Genomic DNA, 15,805 nt, shown 5'->3' with positions numbered 1-15,805 from the left:
CGCCTCGCAGCCGCCGTCCCGGACCAGCCGGTCCAGGACCCGCCCGCCCGCGCCGCCGGGCCGCCGCGGGACGACCGGGGCACCGGCCCGGCCGGACCGGGCGCACGCGTCGCCCCCGCCGGCCCGGGTGCCCGCGCCCTTCCCGCCCCCCGCGCCGGTGCCGCTGCGCACCGACCGGACGACGCCGGCCGCGGGCACACCCCGCCCGACACCCCGGACGGCGGGCAGTGCGCCCCCGGCGACCGCGGCGGCCACGCCGCACCCCGCACCGACCACCCGGGCGACGGCCCGGGGACGCACCGCGCGCACGAACACCCCCGCGAGGCCCCGGAGGCCCCGGTGAGCACGGGGGCACTCCTGCGGCGGTCGTCCGTCGCCGAGGCCGGCCCGCGCCCCGGCCCCCCGGGCGGGCCCGGCTCCGGACCCCAGGGACCCGAAGCCGGCGGAGTCCTCGCCCAGATCGGCCTCGGCCTCGTCTGCGGCGGATACGCCACCGGCGCCGCCCTCGGCTGGGGCTCCGAGCGGATCGCCCGCGTCATGGGCGACTTCGGCCTGAGCGCCGCCGCGCTCGCCGCCGCCGTCTCCTGCTTCCTCTACGCCCGCGGCCGCCACCGCAGCTTCCGGCCCGCCTGGCTCCTGTTCGCCTTCTCCTCCTTCATGGCCGCCGCGGGCAACGCCGTCTGGGGCTGGTACGAGGTCGTGCTCGACCGGGAGGTGCCCAGCCCCTCCGTCGCCGACCTCTGCTTCCTGCTCTTCGCCCCGCCCGCCATCGTCGGCCTGCTCGTCCTCGCCAAGAAGCCGGTGACCCGGGCGGGCTGGGTCTGCCTCGCCCTCGACGCCTGGCTGATCGGCGGTTCCCTGCTCACCCTGTCGTGGAGCCTGGCCCTCGCGCACACCGCCTACGTGCCGGGCGAGAGCGTCGCCAGAGCCGCGCTCTCCCTCGCGTACCCCCTGCTCGACATCGTCCTCGTCAGCATGGTGCTCGCGCTGCACTTCCGCCGCTCCCACGTCAACCGCTCGGCGATCAACACCGCCATCGCCGCACTCGCGCTCACCGTCCTGTGCGACGCGCTGTTCACCTCGCCGCTGCTGCGCGAGCACTACAGCTCCGGACAGCTCCTGGACGCGGGCTGGTTCGCCGGCTCCCTGCTGCTCGCCTACGCGCCCTGGGGCGCGCGCCGCCCCGCCGAGGCGCCGCCCGCCGCCCGGGCCGTCAGGCAGCCGCACAGCCGCCCCCTCGCCGGGTCGCTCGCCGCCCTCACTCCGTACCTCGCGGCGGCGGTCTGCACGCTCGGCATCCTGTACAACGTCGTCGAGGGACGCAGAGTGGACCGCGTCGTCGTCCTCACCGGCTGCACGGTCGTGCTCGCCCTGGTCGTCCGGCAGGGCATCATGCTGCTCGACAACATCGCCCTGACCCACGAACTGGCCCAGAAGGAGAACCACTTCCGGTCCCTCGTGCAGGGCTCCAGCGACGTCATCATGATCGCCGCGCCCTCCGGGATACTCCGCTACGTCAGCCCCGCCGCCTCCGGCGTGTACGGCCGCGAGGCGGAGGAGCTGATCGGCTCCGAGCTGGCCTCCCTGATCCACCCCGAGGACCTGGGATCCGTCGTCCACGAGGTGCGCCGCTTCCTGGCCGCCTCGCCCGCCGAGGAGCCCACCACCCGCATCGAGTGCCGCTTCCGCTCCGGCCGCGGCGACTGGCTGAACGTCGAGTCCACCGTCAACCGCCACCAGGGCGGCCTGATCTTCAACAGCCGCGACGTGACCGAACGCGTCCGCCTCCAGGCCCAGCTGCGGCACAACGCCGAGCACGACCCGCTCACCGACCTGCCCAACCGGGCCCTGTTCACCGAACGGGTCCGCACCGCGCTCAGCGGCCGCCGCTCCTCGGACCCCGGCACCGCCGTGCTCTTCATCGACCTGGACGGCTTCAAGGCCGTCAACGACCGGCTCGGGCACCAGGCCGGCGACGAGCTGCTGATCCAGGCCGCGCGACGGCTCCAGGACTCCGTGCGGGCCGGGGACACCGCGGCCCGGCTCGGCGGCGACGAGTTCGCCGCCCTCATCCTCGGGGACGGCGGCCGCGACCAGACCGACCGCGAGTGCCGCGTCCACGAGATCGCCGACCGGCTGCGGATCAGGCTCTCCCAGCCGTACCGCCTGGAGAGCGGCAGCGAGGTGCGGGTCGCCGCGTCCATCGGCGTCGCCTTCGCCGAGCCCGGCCTCAGCGCCGGAGAGCTGCTGCGCAACGCCGACCTCGCCATGTACCGGGCCAAGGCCGGCGGCAAGGACCGCGTCGAGCTCTACGCCCCGCAGATGCAGGCCGAGGTGGTCCGCCGCACCGAACTGGCCGCACGGCTGCGCAGCGCCCTGCACGACGGCGAGTTCGCCCTGCTCCACCAGCCCGTCGTCGACCTGGCCACCGGACGGATCACCGCCGTCGCCGCCCAGGCCCGCTGGCGCTCCGCCCAGGGCATCCTCTTCACCCCGGCCGAATTCCTGCGCGCCGCCGACGACAGCGAGCGCACCGCCGAGCTCGGCCGCTGGCTCCTGGAGGAGGCCGTCGAGCAGGCCGCCGAGCGCGCCGGACTCGGCCACCGCACCCCGGTCGCCATCCGGCTCTCCGCCCGCCGTCTGCTCGACCGCTCGATGCCGCTCGGCTCCGTCGAGTCGCTGCTGACCCGGCACGGCCTGCCCTCCGGCTCCCTGATCATCGAGCTCGCCGACACCGACCCCCGGGACCCCCGGGTCACCTTCGACGACCTGGAACAGCGCCTGGCCGCCCTGCGCCGGCTCGGCGTCCGGATCGCCCTGGACGGATTCGGCAGCGGACATGCGGCGATCAACGCCCTTCGGCGCCTGCCGGTCGACATACTGAAGCTGGACCGCGGACTGGTCGAGGGCATCGTGGAATCGGCCCGGCTGCGCAAGATCACCAGCGGTCTGCTGCGGATCGCCGGTGATCTCGGGATGCAGTCCGTCGCCGACGGCGTGGACATGCCCGAGCAGGTCGTCGCCCTGCGCTCCATGGGCTGCACCCATGGCCAGGGCATGGCGTTCTCCGGGCCGCTCGACGAGTACCGGCTGCGCCGCGCCCTGGTGCGGGACGAGTACCCGCTGCCCGCTCCGGTCCCGGTGAGTGTCGGAAACCGTCCCCCGATCCGCTCAAATAGTGAGACGCCCGTCCCACCCACTTGACAGTGACCGCGCGTCGGGGGGAGGGTCAGTGCCATGCGCACCCGAATTCTCGTACTTGGAAAGCGCGTCGGCTGAGGCTGGCCCACGAAGGCCCGCCTGACAACGCACCCGACGCGCTCCCCTCGCTTGCCTCCCGGCACGAGGGGTTTTTTGTTGCACCGACTCCCCGCGAAGTCGCCACAAACCTCGCGAAACGCCTCGCACAACCCTCGCAAAGAACCCTCTGCTTCGAGAAGAGAATGCTGATGACCGAGCAGGCCACCGGGCACCATCCGCAGCCGCGGACCCGTAGCGGCGCACAGCCCGCCACCACCGTCGAGCACGTGACGGGTGCGCAGTCCCTCATCCGTTCTCTCGAGGAAGTGGGGGCGGACACCGTCTTCGGCATTCCGGGCGGCGCGATCCTCCCCGCCTACGACCCGATGATGGACTCGAAGCGAGTGCGGCACATCCTGGTCCGCCACGAGCAGGGCGCGGGCCATGCCGCCACCGGCTACGCGCAGGCCACCGGCAAGGTCGGCGTCTGCATGGCCACCTCGGGCCCCGGCGCCACCAACCTGGTCACGCCGATCGCCGACGCGCACATGGACTCCGTCCCGCTGGTCGCGATCACCGGCCAGGTCGCCTCCAAGGCGATCGGCACGGACGCCTTCCAGGAGGCGGACATCTGCGGCATCACCATGCCGATCACCAAGCACAACTTCCTGGTCACCAAGGCCGAGGACATCCCGCGGACGATCGCCGAGGCCTTCCACATCGCCTCCACCGGCCGCCCCGGCCCGGTCCTGGTGGACATCGCCAAGGACGCCCTCCAGGCGAAGACCACCTTCAGCTGGCCGCCGCAGACCGACCTGCCCGGCTACCGCCCGGTCACCAAGCCGCACGCCAAGCAGATCCGCGAGGCGGCCAAGCTGATCACCGCCGCCAAGCGGCCCGTCCTGTACGTCGGCGGCGGCGTCCTCAAGGCCGGCGCCACGGCGGAGCTGAAGGTCCTGGCGGAGCTGACTGGTGCTCCGGTCACCACCACTCTGATGGCCCTGGGCGCGTTCCCCGACAGCCACCCGCTGCACGTGGGGATGCCGGGCATGCACGGTGCGGTCACCGCCGTCACCGCGCTGCAGAAGGCTGACCTGATCGTCGCCCTCGGAGCCCGCTTCGACGACCGCGTCACCGGCAAGCTGGACAGCTTCGCCCCGTACGCCAAGATCGTCCACGCCGACATCGACCCGGCGGAGATCGGCAAGAACCGTGCCGCCGACGTTCCGATCGTGGGTGACGCGCGTGAGGTGATCGCCGATCTGGTGCAGGCGGTGCAGGCCGAGCACACCGAGGGCAACACGGGCGACTACACCGCCTGGTGGAGCGACCTCAACCGCTGGCGCGAGACCTACCCGCTCGGCTACGACCTGCCGGAGGACGGCAGTCTGTCGCCGCAGCAGGTCATCCAGCGCATCGGCCAGCTCGCGCCGGAGGGCACGATCTTCGCGGCCGGTGTCGGTCAGCACCAGATGTGGGCGGCGCACTTCATCGACTACGAGCAGCCCGCGACCTGGCTGAACTCCGGCGGCGCCGGAACGATGGGCTACGCGGTCCCGGCCGCCATGGGCGCGAAGGCGGGCATGCCGGAGCGCACGGTGTGGGCGATCGACGGTGACGGCTGTTTCCAGATGACCAACCAGGAGCTGGTCACCTGTGCGCTGAACAACATCCCGATCAAGGTCGCGATCATCAACAACGGCGCGCTGGGGATGGTCCGCCAGTGGCAGACCCTGTTCTACAACCAGCGCTACTCCAACACGGTGCTGCACTCGGGTCCGGACGACGTCAATCCGCAGGCGCGGGGCACCCGGATCCCGGACTTCGTGAAGCTGTCCGAGGCCATGGGGTGTGTGGCGCTGCGCTGCGAGGACCCGGCGGACCTGGACAAGGTCATCGCCGAGGCCAACGCGATCAACGACCGCCCGGTCGTGATCGACTTCATCGTCCACGAGGACGCCCAGGTCTGGCCGATGGTCGCCGCCGGCACCTCCAACGACGAGGTCATGGCCGCCCGGGGCGTCCGCCCCGACTTCGGCGACGGCGAAGACGACTGAAGCGCAGAGCGAAGGAAGAGACCCACATCATGTCCACCAAGCACACGCTCTCCGTCCTGGTCGAGAACACGCCCGGCATCCTCGCCCGGATCGCCGCCCTGTTCTCCCGCCGCGGCTTCAACATCGACTCACTCGCCGTCGGCGTCACCGAGCACCCCGACATCTCCCGCATCACCATCGTGGTCAGTGTCGAGGACCTGCCCCTGGAGCAGGTGACCAAGCAGCTCAACAAGCTGGTCAACGTCCTGAAGATCGTCGAACTCGAGCCCAGCGCTGCGATCCAGCGCGAGCTCGTCCTGGTGAAGGTCCGCGCCGACAACGAGACCCGCTCCCAGATCGTCGAGATCGTCCAGCTGTTCCGCGCCAAGACCGTGGACGTCTCGCCGGAGGCGGTCACCATCGAGGCCACCGGTTCGAGTGACAAGCTGGAGGCGATGCTCAAGATGCTGGAGCAGTTCGGCATCAAGGAGCTCGTCCAGTCCGGCACCATCGCCATAGGGCGTGGTGCCCGGTCCATCACGGACCGGTCCCTGCGTGCCCTCGACCGCAGCGCCTGACAGACCCGGTGGTCAAGGAGGCGGCCGCCGGTCCATCCGGCGGTCCGCCTGGCGAGACCCGAAAACGTACCCGACGCACCCCGCCGTACGGTGGGACGCAACACCAGCACCTCAAGGAGATTCCCAGTGGCCGAGCTGTTCTACGACGACGACGCCGACCTTTCGATCATCCAGGGCCGTAAGGTCGCGGTGATCGGTTACGGCAGCCAGGGCCACGCCCACGCGCTGTCGCTGCGTGACTCGGGTGTCGACGTCCGCGTCGGTCTGCACGAGGGCTCCACGTCCAAGGCCAAGGCCGAGGAGCAGGGCCTGCGCGTGGTCACCCCGGCGGAGGCCGCCGCCGAGGCCGACGTCATCATGATCCTGATCCCGGACCCGATCCAGGCCGAGGTCTACGAGGAGTCCATCGCGCCGAACCTGAAGGACGGCGACGCGCTGTTCTTCGCGCACGGCTTCAACGTCCGCTTCGGCTTCATCAAGCCCCCGGCCGGCGTGGACGTCGCCCTGGTCGCCCCCAAGGGCCCGGGTCACCTGGTGCGCCGCCAGTACGAGGAGGGCCGCGGCGTCCCCGCGATCGCCGCGGTCGAGCAGGACGCCACCGGCAACGCCTTCGCGCTGGCCCTGTCCTACGCCAAGGCGATCGGCGGCACCCGTGCCGGCGTCATCAAGACCACCTTCACCGAGGAGACCGAGACCGACCTGTTCGGCGAGCAGGCCGTCCTGTGCGGTGGCGCCTCGGCGCTGGTGAAGGCGGGCTTCGAGACCCTGGTCGAGGCCGGGTACCAGCCGGAGATCGCCTACTTCGAGTGCCTGCACGAGCTGAAGCTGATCGTGGACCTCATGTACGAGGGCGGCCTGGAGAAGATGCGCTGGTCCGTCTCGGAGACGGCCGAGTGGGGCGACTACGTCACCGGCCCGCGGATCATCACCGACGCCACCAAGGCCGAGATGAAGAAGGTCCTCACCGACATCCAGGACGGCACCTTCGCCAAGAACTGGATGGACGAGTACCACGGCGGCCTGAAGAAGTACAACGAGTACAAGACCCAGGACGAGCAGCACCTCCTGGAGACCACCGGCAAGGAGCTCCGCAAGCTCATGAGCTGGGTGAACGACGAGGAGGCGTAAGCCTCTCGGCACAGGGCCGGACACGCTGTCCGGCCCTGTGCCACATCCTTGGACACCCCGTCCAACCACGGACGGGTGATCCTTCCAAGGAGGCGCAGGAAGTGCGCCGACGCAGCACTACACTGCTCAACAACATCGCGTCTGGCCCACAGCGTCGTGCGCTTTCACGCGGCAAGCCCCCTCCACCGCCTGCGGCCGTCGGGACGGCCGTCCGCACTGCCATTGTGAGGACCCACGTGAGCTCGAAACCCGTCGTACTCATCGCTGAAGAGCTGTCGCCCGCCACCGTCGACGCCCTGGGGCCGGACTTCGAGATCCGGCACTGCAACGGTGCCGACCGCGCCGAGCTGCTCCCCGCGATCGCCGATGTCGACGCCATCCTGATCCGTTCCGCCACGAAGGTCGACGCGGAGGCCATCGCCGCCGCCAAGAAGCTGCGGGTCGTCGCCCGCGCCGGTGTGGGACTCGACAACGTGGACGTCTCCGCCGCCACCAAGGCCGGCGTGATGGTCGTGAACGCCCCGACCTCCAACATCGTCACCGCCGCCGAGCTCGCGTGCGGTCTGCTCGTCGCCACCGCGCGCAACATCCCGCAGGCCAACACCGCGCTGAAGAACGGCGAGTGGAAGCGCTCGAAGTACACGGGCGTCGAGCTCAGCGAGAAGACCCTCGGCGTCGTCGGCCTCGGCCGCATCGGTGTCCTGGTCGCCCAGCGGATGTCCGCCTTCGGCATGAAGATCGTCGCGTATGACCCCTATGTGCAGCCGGCCCGCGCCGCCCAGATGGGGGTGAAGCTGCTGGCCCTGGACGAGCTCCTGGAGGTCGCCGACTTCATCACCGTCCACCTGCCCAAGACCCCGGAGACCCTCGGTCTCATCGGCGACGAGGCGCTGCGCAAGGTCAAGCCGTCCGTCCGGATCGTCAACGCCGCGCGCGGCGGGATCGTGGACGAGGCCGCGCTGTACTCGGCGATCAAGGAGGGCCGGGTCGCCGGCGCCGGCCTCGACGTGTACGCGAAGGAGCCCTGCACGGACTCCCCGCTCTTCGAGCTCGACCAGGTCGTCTGCACGCCGCACCTCGGCGCCTCCACGGACGAGGCCCAGGAGAAGGCCGGCATCGCGGTCGCCCGCTCGGTGCGCCTGGCGCTCGCCGGCGAGCTGGTCCCGGACGCGGTCAACGTCCAGGGCGGCGTCATCGCCGAGGACGTGAAGCCGGGTCTGCCGCTGGCCGAGAAGCTCGGCCGGATCTTCACCGCCCTCGCGGGCGAGGTCGCGGCGCGGCTCGACGTCGAGGTGTACGGCGAGATCACCCAGCACGACGTGAAGGTGCTCGAACTCTCCGCGCTCAAGGGCGTGTTCGAGGACGTGGTCGACGAGACCGTGTCGTACGTGAACGCGCCGCTGTTCGCGCAGGAGCGCGGTGTCGAGGTCCGGCTGACCACGAGCTCCGAGTCGCCCGACCACCGCAACATGGTGACCGTGCGCGGCACGCTCGGCAGCGGCCAGGAGGTCTCGGTCTCCGGCACGCTGGCGGGCCCGAAGCACCTGCAGAAGATCGTCGCGGTCGGCGACTACGACGTGGACCTGGCGCTCGCCGACCACATGGTGGTGCTGCGCTACGAGGACCGTCCGGGCGTCGTCGGCACGGTCGGCCGGATCCTCGGCGAGGCCGGTCTGAACATCGCGGGCATGCAGGTCTCCCGTACGGAGGAGGGCGGCGAGGCGCTCGTCGTGCTCACCGTCGACGACACCGTCCCGGCCAACGTGCTGTCGGAGATCGCGGAGGAGATCGGCGCGACCTCGGCCCGCTCGGTCAACCTGATCTGACGCCGCACCGGCGCCGTTCCGTACCCGGCCCGCTAGACGATCGTCTTACACGAGCGTCTAGCGGCCGGGTACAGTGCTGTCCATGGGACACAAGGAAGACCTCCTGGAAGGCGCCAAGCGCTGCCTCCTGGAGAAGGGGTACGCCCGCACGACCGCCCGCGACGTCGTGGCCGCCTCCGGTACCAACCTCGCCTCCATCGGCTACCACTACGGCTCTAAGGACGCCCTGCTCCAGCAGGCCTTCCTCGCGCTGACCGAGGAGTGGGGCGACCAGGCGGGGGCGGCGGGCACGGACGGCACCGCGCCCCTGCCGGCCGACCCCTACGAGCGCTTCCGCACCGTCTGGGAGCAGGTCATCGCCGCGGCCGGGCCGAGCCGCCCGGTCTGGAAGCTGCAGACCGAGGTCGTCACCCGCATCGACGACGACGAGAAGCTGCGCGAGGCCATCAAGGAACCCCAGCGCGAGGGCCGCCTCGGCATGGCCAGGAGCTTCCTCGGCATCGACCCGGAGCAGGACCCCGAGAAGGCCCGGACGGCCGGGCTGCTCTGCCAGGCCCTCGCCATCGGTGTGATGATCCAGTGGCTGGTGGACCCGGAGACGGCGCCCAGCGCGGACGACCTCACCGAGGGCCTCAAGGTGCTGACGGGGGAGCGGGACTGACTCAGCGCCAGGGGATGTTCCGCCACGGGCTGCCCGCGTGCTCCGTCAGGACGCGGTGGGCGGCCACGTTCTGCTCGTGGAAGCGGCCGTACTCCTCGCCGTCGAAACGCAGCACCCGCCCCAGCGCGTACCCCGCCGAGTACTCCTCCCAGGAGCCGTACGCCGCCCTGGCCAGCGCCCCCGCGTGCACCACGGCCTGCTCGGCCTCCGCGGGTGCGCAGAAGCGGGCCGACAGGCCCCAGCGGGCCAGGTTCACCGCCCGGCCGTAGTCGTACGCGACCGTCCGGCGCACCCGTCCGTCCGGCGGCAGCAGCTCGTCGGCCCGGAACCGGGCCTCGTAGCGCAGCACCCGGCGCACCAGCTCCTCGATGTGCCGCACCGCCGCCGGCGGGGCGCCGAGGTCCTGGGCGTGCCCGGCGGCCGTCTCGCGCCACTCGTCCGGTGACGGCGGCGCACCGCGCCGGGCCCGCAGCTCCTCGCGGACGCGGAGCACGAAGTCCGGCTCGGGCGGGCTGTTGCGTCCGTCGAGCAGCGCGTCCAGCTCCCCGCGCCAGCCCGCCGGGTCGGTGACGCCCCAGGAGTCCCGCAGCGTCTCCAGCTCGTCGGTGTAGCCGAGATAGGCCGTGCCGACCTCGTTCCACGGGACGCCGTTCACGAACGCCAGATGGGCGCCGCAGGCGAGGCCGAAGGCGAGCGGGCCGTGCAGCGGCCCGTGCCGCAGGGCCTGGAAACGATTGTCCGGGCCCTGCTCCTTCTCGGCGTACACGCGCAGCCACCACGCGCGGTGCTCCGGTGTCGCCGGCAGCAGCAGTTCGCCGGGCGTACCGCCGTTGACGGCGAGCAGCACCCGCGGGTCGCGCCACGGGAACTCGGCCGCCCACCGGAGGGTGACGGCGTGGAACACCCAGTCCGGATGCCACGGCGGCAGCATCCCCCGGGTCAGCAGCGGCCGGACGACGAGGCCGTTCGCCACCTGCTGCGGGCGCCAGTAGACCGTGTCGGGCTCGGCGTCGACCTCGGCCCTGGGCGCGCCGACGAAGAGCTGGGCCCCGGCGAGGGCGCGGAGCTGGGCGTCGACGTCGCCGCGCAGCGCCGCCTCGTGCAGCAGCTGTTCGGTCTCGGACGGCGGGACCCACGCGGCGGGGTGCGGAGGAGGGGGAGTCATGACCACGGGAGGTTCCGGTAGGGGCTGGACGGGTCCTGGAGGAGGGTGCGGTGGATCGCCAGGGACTCCTGGTACACCGGTTCGGGGTCGCCCTCGTCGACGTGGATCAGCCGGGCGAGGAGATAGCCCAGGGAGAACGCGGGCCAGGAGTCGTAGGCCCGCCGGGCCGGTTCGAGGACACGGAGCACGGACTGCTCCGCCTCCCGCGGGTCGCAGTAGCGGGCGCCGAGCGCGAGCCGTACGACGTTCACGGCGCGGCCGTGGTCGAAGGCGGCGAGGGTGTCGACCCGGCCGTCCGGTGCGAGCAGGCCGTCGGCGCGGAAGCGGCCCTCGTAGTGCGTGATCCGGCGCAGGAACTCCAGGGCCTCGTCCCGGCCGCGGCCGTAGGGGTCGTCCCGCTCCAGGACGGCGCTGACCTCGGCCGCCCACTCCCGCTCCGTCACCGCCGCCGCCGCCCGCCGGGCGAGACGGCGCCGGACCGCGAGCACGGTCTCGGGGACCCGGCCGACGAGGCGGGCGGCGAGCAGCGTGTCCAGCTTGTCGCGGAAGCCCGCCCGGTGGTGGACGTGCCAGGGCCGGCGCAGCCGGGCCACGTCGGTCGGGTAGTCCTCGTACTGGGCGCCCAGTTGGTTCCACGCGAGCCCGTTGAGGACGGCGAGGTGCGCGCCGAGCGCGAGGGCCTGTGCGACCGGGCCGTGCAGGTGCCCGCCGGCGTGGGTGAGCAGGCGCATCCGCAGCCGGCCCTCGCCGCCGGCCCGGACGCCGGCCTCCTGCCAGGCGCGCCGGTCGGCGGAGCGGGCGGGCAGGGTGAGCGCGTACGGGGTGCCCGGGTTGACCGCGAGCAGCCACCGGTCGTGCGGCCAGGCGGCGGCGAGCCCTTCGAGGGTGGTCTGCCGGAACACCCAGTCCGGGTGCCAGGGCGGCAGCATGCCCTCCGTCCGCACCGGGACGACCGTGCGCCGGGAGCCCTCGTCGCGCTGGGAGGGGAGGGGAGCGGTGTGGCCGGGTGCGTCGGCGTGCAGTCGTGCGACGAGCACGTAGAGGCGGGTCCGGCCCAGCGCGTCCAGCACGGCCGCCCGGTCCCCGCGCTCCTCCGCTTCGTACAGGGCCCGCTCGACGTGCGTCGGCGGCGCCCAACTCCCCGTTGTCATGGGGCGATCCTACAAACCGGCGCTCTGACGGCCGCTCAGAGCTTCGCCGCCTTCAGGGCCATGTGCAGCAGCAGCCGGTCCTCGCCGGCGTCCAGGTCGAGGCCGGTGAGCTGTTCGACGCGGGACAGCCGGTAGTAGAGGGTCTGGCGGTGGATGCCGAGGGCGGTCGCCGTGCGGCCCGCCTGGCCCGCGTGGTCGAGGAACACCTCGGCGGTCCGGGCCAGTTCGGCGTGGGCCGGGGCGAGCAGGGCGCGGACCGCCGGGTCGGGCTCGGAGGCGGGCAGGGCGGTGAGCATCCGGTACGGGCCGAGGGCGGCCCACTCGGCGAGCGGGCCCAGGTGCGGCTGGGCGGTCGCGGCGCGGGCGGCCGACGCGGCCTCGCGCCAGGACGCGTCGAGCCCGGCGAGCCCGCGCCGGGCCGGGGCGATCCCGGCGACGGCCGCCGGGCCCGCGGTCCCGCGCAGCCGCCCGGCCGCGGTGGTGGCGGGCGCCGGGTTGTCGGCCGACCGCAGCCGCACGAGCACGGCGAGCGCACGGGCCGCGCCGCCCCTGCCCGCCGCGGCGTCCCGGGCCGGGCCGGCCGGGGGAGTCCAGGGCAGCGTGCACAGGGCCGCCGCGCCCGGGACCGTACGGGGGGAGGGGGAGTCCTCGCCGGGCCAGGGGGCGAGGCAGACCAGGGCGTGCAGACCGTCGGCGTCGGGGCCGAGGGCGGTGCGGAGCGCGGCGACGGCCGCGTCGTACTGCGGGCCGTGCTCCGCCGTCAGGGCCGTCCGCAGTTCCCGGGAGAGGTCCGCACCGGCGCGCTCCTCGTCGGCGAGCAGTTCGCCGATCCGCGTGGCGACCTCCATCGCGGCGGTCAGCTGCGCGTGCGAGGGGCCCGGTTCGGCGTCGAGCAGCCAGACGTATCCGAGGACCACGCCCCGGTGGCGTACCGGCAGACAGATCCGGTCCCGGAAGACGCCCGCGTCGGGGGCGGCGGGGATGCGGACCGGGCCGGTCGCCCGGGTGATGCCGAAGCCCTCGAACCAGGCCCGGACGGCCGGGGTGGACTTCCTGGTCAGGATCGACCGGGTCCGCACCGGGTCCATGGCGCTGTCGTCCTCGCTGTCGTGCGCGCCGAAGGCGATCAGCCCGAAATCCCGGTTCTCCAGGGTCGCGGGGGCGCCGAGCAGCGCCGAGATCTCGTCCACCAGCTCCTGGTAATCGCCCTTCACGGCGCCCATTCTCGCACCGCCGGCGCCGTTCTTCAGACAGATGTCTGAGAGCGGGGCCACGGATGCGTGACAGCTGTAGATGGCGGACGATCGGAGCGCTCCATAGGTTTCACGGTGGTTCTCCGTGCTGTTCCCGTTTCGTTCCCTTGATCCGGGTATCGGCCCCGTTCTATCTTTGCCCCTCTGGAGGTGCCCCGTGCTGGGTCCCGTGATCCTCGCCGCGTCGCGCAGCGACAAGATGCGCCGTTTCGTGTCGGCCGCGCCCGGGACCAAGCAGGTCGTGGCACGCTTCATCGCCGGCGAGACGGTGGACGACGTCGTCCCGATCGTGCAGGACCTGGCCGCCCGCGGCCTGGAGGTCACCCTCGACGTGGTCGGTGAGGACATCACCACCGTCGAGCAGTCCTACGCCGCCCGCGACGCCTATCTGGAGCTGATCGGCCGCCTCGAGGAGCTGGGCCTGGGCGCCCGCGCCGAGATGTCGGTCAAGCTGTCGATGTTCGGCCAGTCGCTGGAGAACGGCCACGAGCTCGCGCTCGCGAACGTCCGCCCGGTCGTCGCCGCCGCCGCCGCGATCGGCACCACCGTCACCCTGGACGCCGAGGACCACACCACCCTCGACTCGATGTTCGCCATCCACGAGGAGCTGCGGAAGGACTTCCCGCAGACCGGCTGCGTCATCCAGGCGTACCTCTTCCGCACCGAGGAGGACGCCCGCCGCCTCGCCGCCGACGGCTCGCGCGTGCGGATCGTGAAGGGCGCCTACAAGGAGCCCGCGTCCGTCGCGATCCAGGACAAGGCCGAGATCGACAGGGCGTACGTCCGGATCATGAAGATCCTCATGGACGGCGAGGGCTACCCGATGATCGGCTCCCACGATCCGCGGCTGATCTCCATCGGCCAGGAGCTCGCCCGCCGCGCCGGGCGCAAGCTCGACGAGTACGAGTTCCAGATGCTGTACGGCATCCGCAGCGAGGAGCAGAACCGTCTCGCCGCCGAAGGCCACCGGATGCGGGTCTACACCGCGTACGGCACCGACTGGTACGGCTACTTCATGCGCCGCCTGGCGGAGAAGCCGGCGAACCTCCTCTTCTTCGTCCGCTCCATCCTCACCAAGGGCTGAGCCCACCACCCCTCCGAAGGAGTCACGAGACCCATGGACGCTGTGACCCAGGTCCCCGCTCCGGTCAACGAGCCGGTGCACAGCTACGCCCCCGGCTCGCCCGAGCGCGCCCGTCTGGAGGCCAAGCTCAAGGAGCTGGCCGACAACCCGCGCGAGCTGCCGATGACCATCGGCGGCGTGAAGCGCATGGGCGGCGGCGACGAGTTCAAGGTCGTCCAGCCGCACAACCACAAGTCCGTCATCGGCACCTTCCGGGGCGCCACCGAGCAGGACGCCCAGGACGCCATCGACGCCGCCCTGGCCGCCGCCCCGGCCTGGCGCGCGATGTCCTTCGACGACCGCGCCGCGATCATCCTGCGGGCCGCCGAGCTGCTCGCCGGCCCGTGGCGCGAGACGCTGGCCGCGTCCACCATGCTCGGCCAGTCCAAGACCGCCCAGCAGGCCGAGATCGACACCCCGTGCGAGCTCGTCGACTTCTGGCGCTTCAACGTGGCCTACGCCCGCCAGATCCTGGCCGAGCAGCCGCCGGCGAACTCCCCGGGCGTGTGGAACCGCCTGGACCACCGCCCGCTGGAGGGCTTCGTCTACGCGATCACGCCGTTCAACTTCACGGCCATCGCGGGCAACCTGCCCACCGCCCCCGCCCTCATGGGCAACGTGGTGGTCTGGAAGCCGTCCCCGACCCAGACCCACTCCGCCGTGCTCCTCATGGAGCTCCTGGAGGAGGCCGGCCTGCCGAAGGGCGTCATCAACCTGGTGACCGGCGACGGCATCGCCGTCTCCGAGGTGGCCCTGAACCACCCCGACCTGGCCGGCATCCACTTCACCGGCTCGACCAAGACCTTCCAGCACCTGTGGAAGACGGTCGGCAACAACATCGAGAAGTACCGCTCCTACCCGCGGATCGTGGGCGAGACCGGCGGCAAGGACTTCGTCGTCGCCCACCCGAGCGCCGACCGCGCCGTCCTGAAGACCGCGCTGACCCGCGGCTCCTTCGAGTTCCAGGGCCAGAAGTGCTCCGCCTCCTCGCGCGCGTACATCCCGGCCTCCATCTGGAACGACGGTTTCAAGGAGGAGTTCGCGACCGAGGTCGACGGCATCCGCATGGGTGACGTCACCGACCTGTCGAACTTCATCGGCGCCGTCATCGACGAGCGTGCCTTCGCCAAGAACAAGGCCGCCATCGACCGCGCCAAGGCCGACCCGAGCTGCACCATCGTCGCCGGCGGCACCTACGACGACTCCGAGGGCTGGTTCGTCCGCCCGACCGTCATCGAGTGCACCGACCCGGAGAACGAGGTCTTCACGACCGAGTACTTCGGCCCGATCCTCGCGGTGTACGTGTACGAGGACGAGAAGTACGACGAGATGCTGACCCAGATGGAGTCGGTCTCGGACTACGCCCTCACCGGCTCGGTGATCTCCAATGACCGCGCGGCCGCCGCGTACACCATGGAGAAGCTGCGCTTCGCGGCCGGCAACTTCTACATCAACGACAAGTCGACCGGCGCCGTCGTCGGCCAGCAGCCCTTCGGCGGCGGCCGTGCCTCCGGCACCAACGACAAGGCCGGCGCCCCGCAGAACCTGATGCGCTGGACGCTGACCCGCGCCATCAAGGAGACGCTGGTCCCGCCGACGGAGTACGGCTACCCGCACATGGGCTGACGCCCGCCCGCCGCGCGA

11 protein-coding genes are annotated in these 15,805 nt (G+C 72.1%); 8 read left to right on the top strand and 3 right to left on the bottom strand.

Going from position 1 to position 15,805, the window contains the following annotated elements; translation table 11 throughout:
• Positions 1 to 459: 459 nt before the first annotated feature.
• From ABD954_RS09580 to ABD954_RS09555, 6 genes are all read left to right on the top strand, one after another.
• Entirely contained in the window at positions 460 to 3,204 is a 2,745-nt protein-coding gene (locus ABD954_RS09580) for a putative bifunctional diguanylate cyclase/phosphodiesterase (RefSeq protein WP_345492057.1), read from the top strand.
• Positions 3,205 to 3,443: 239 nt separating this feature from the next.
• A complete protein-coding gene (locus ABD954_RS09575; RefSeq protein ID WP_345485453.1) occupies positions 3,444 to 5,297 on the top strand; it encodes an acetolactate synthase large subunit in 1,854 nt (617 codons plus the stop codon).
• A gap of 29 nt (positions 5,298 to 5,326) precedes the next feature.
• On the top strand, positions 5,327 to 5,854 hold the full coding sequence (ilvN, locus tag ABD954_RS09570) for an acetolactate synthase small subunit (RefSeq protein WP_128978596.1): 528 nt from the start codon (positions 5,327 to 5,329) through the stop codon (positions 5,852 to 5,854).
• Between the two features lie 126 nt (positions 5,855 to 5,980).
• Entirely contained in the window at positions 5,981 to 6,982 is a 1,002-nt protein-coding gene (ilvC, locus tag ABD954_RS09565; protein WP_345485452.1) for a ketol-acid reductoisomerase, read from the top strand.
• A gap of 236 nt (positions 6,983 to 7,218) precedes the next feature.
• Positions 7,219 to 8,808, top strand: a complete 1,590-nt coding sequence (gene serA, locus ABD954_RS09560) for a phosphoglycerate dehydrogenase (protein ID WP_345485451.1) — start codon at positions 7,219 to 7,221, stop codon at positions 8,806 to 8,808.
• An 82-nt stretch (positions 8,809 to 8,890) separates the two neighbouring features.
• Positions 8,891 to 9,469 carry a TetR/AcrR family transcriptional regulator gene (locus ABD954_RS09555; RefSeq protein ID WP_345485450.1) on the top strand — a complete coding sequence of 193 codons (579 nt, stop codon included), beginning with the start codon at positions 8,891 to 8,893 and terminating at the stop codon, positions 9,467 to 9,469.
• A gap of 1 nt (position 9,470) precedes the next feature.
• Here the strand turns inward: ABD954_RS09555 and ABD954_RS09550 are convergent, their stop codons facing one another.
• The 3 genes from ABD954_RS09550 to ABD954_RS09540 are packed head-to-tail and all read right to left on the bottom strand — an operon-like array spanning position 9,471 to position 12,999.
• Positions 9,471 to 10,634: a DUF1266 domain-containing protein gene (locus ABD954_RS09550; protein ID WP_345485449.1), complete on the bottom strand. Its 1,164-nt coding sequence runs from the start codon at positions 10,632 to 10,634 to the stop codon at positions 9,471 to 9,473.
• Complete coding sequence (locus ABD954_RS09545; protein WP_345485448.1) at positions 10,631 to 11,785, bottom strand: DUF1266 domain-containing protein; 1,155 nt, start codon at positions 11,783 to 11,785, stop codon at positions 10,631 to 10,633. The genes ABD954_RS09550 and ABD954_RS09545 overlap by 4 nt, the downstream gene beginning before the upstream one ends.
• Positions 11,786 to 11,820: 35 nt before the next feature.
• Positions 11,821 to 12,999, bottom strand: a complete 1,179-nt coding sequence (locus tag ABD954_RS09540; protein ID WP_345485447.1) for a PucR family transcriptional regulator — start codon at positions 12,997 to 12,999, stop codon at positions 11,821 to 11,823.
• A gap of 196 nt (positions 13,000 to 13,195) precedes the next feature.
• On the opposite strand from ABD954_RS09540, the gene ABD954_RS09535 reads away from it, so the two are divergent.
• The gene (locus ABD954_RS09535; protein WP_345485446.1) at positions 13,196 to 14,122 is read left to right on the top strand and encodes a proline dehydrogenase family protein; all 927 of its coding nucleotides are present in this window, start codon (positions 13,196 to 13,198) and stop codon (positions 14,120 to 14,122) included.
• A gap of 33 nt (positions 14,123 to 14,155) precedes the next feature.
• The gene (gene pruA, locus ABD954_RS09530) at positions 14,156 to 15,787 is read left to right on the top strand and encodes an L-glutamate gamma-semialdehyde dehydrogenase (protein ID WP_345485445.1); all 1,632 of its coding nucleotides are present in this window, start codon (positions 14,156 to 14,158) and stop codon (positions 15,785 to 15,787) included.
• Positions 15,788 to 15,805 lie beyond the last annotated feature (18 nt).

This window comes from Streptomyces roseoviridis (genome assembly GCF_039535235.1).
Taxonomy (GTDB): Bacteria; Actinomycetota; Actinomycetes; order Streptomycetales; family Streptomycetaceae; genus Streptomyces; species Streptomyces roseoviridis.
The sequence above is the reverse complement of the archived record's forward strand: the minus strand, read 5'-3'. Positions and strand labels throughout refer to the sequence as shown.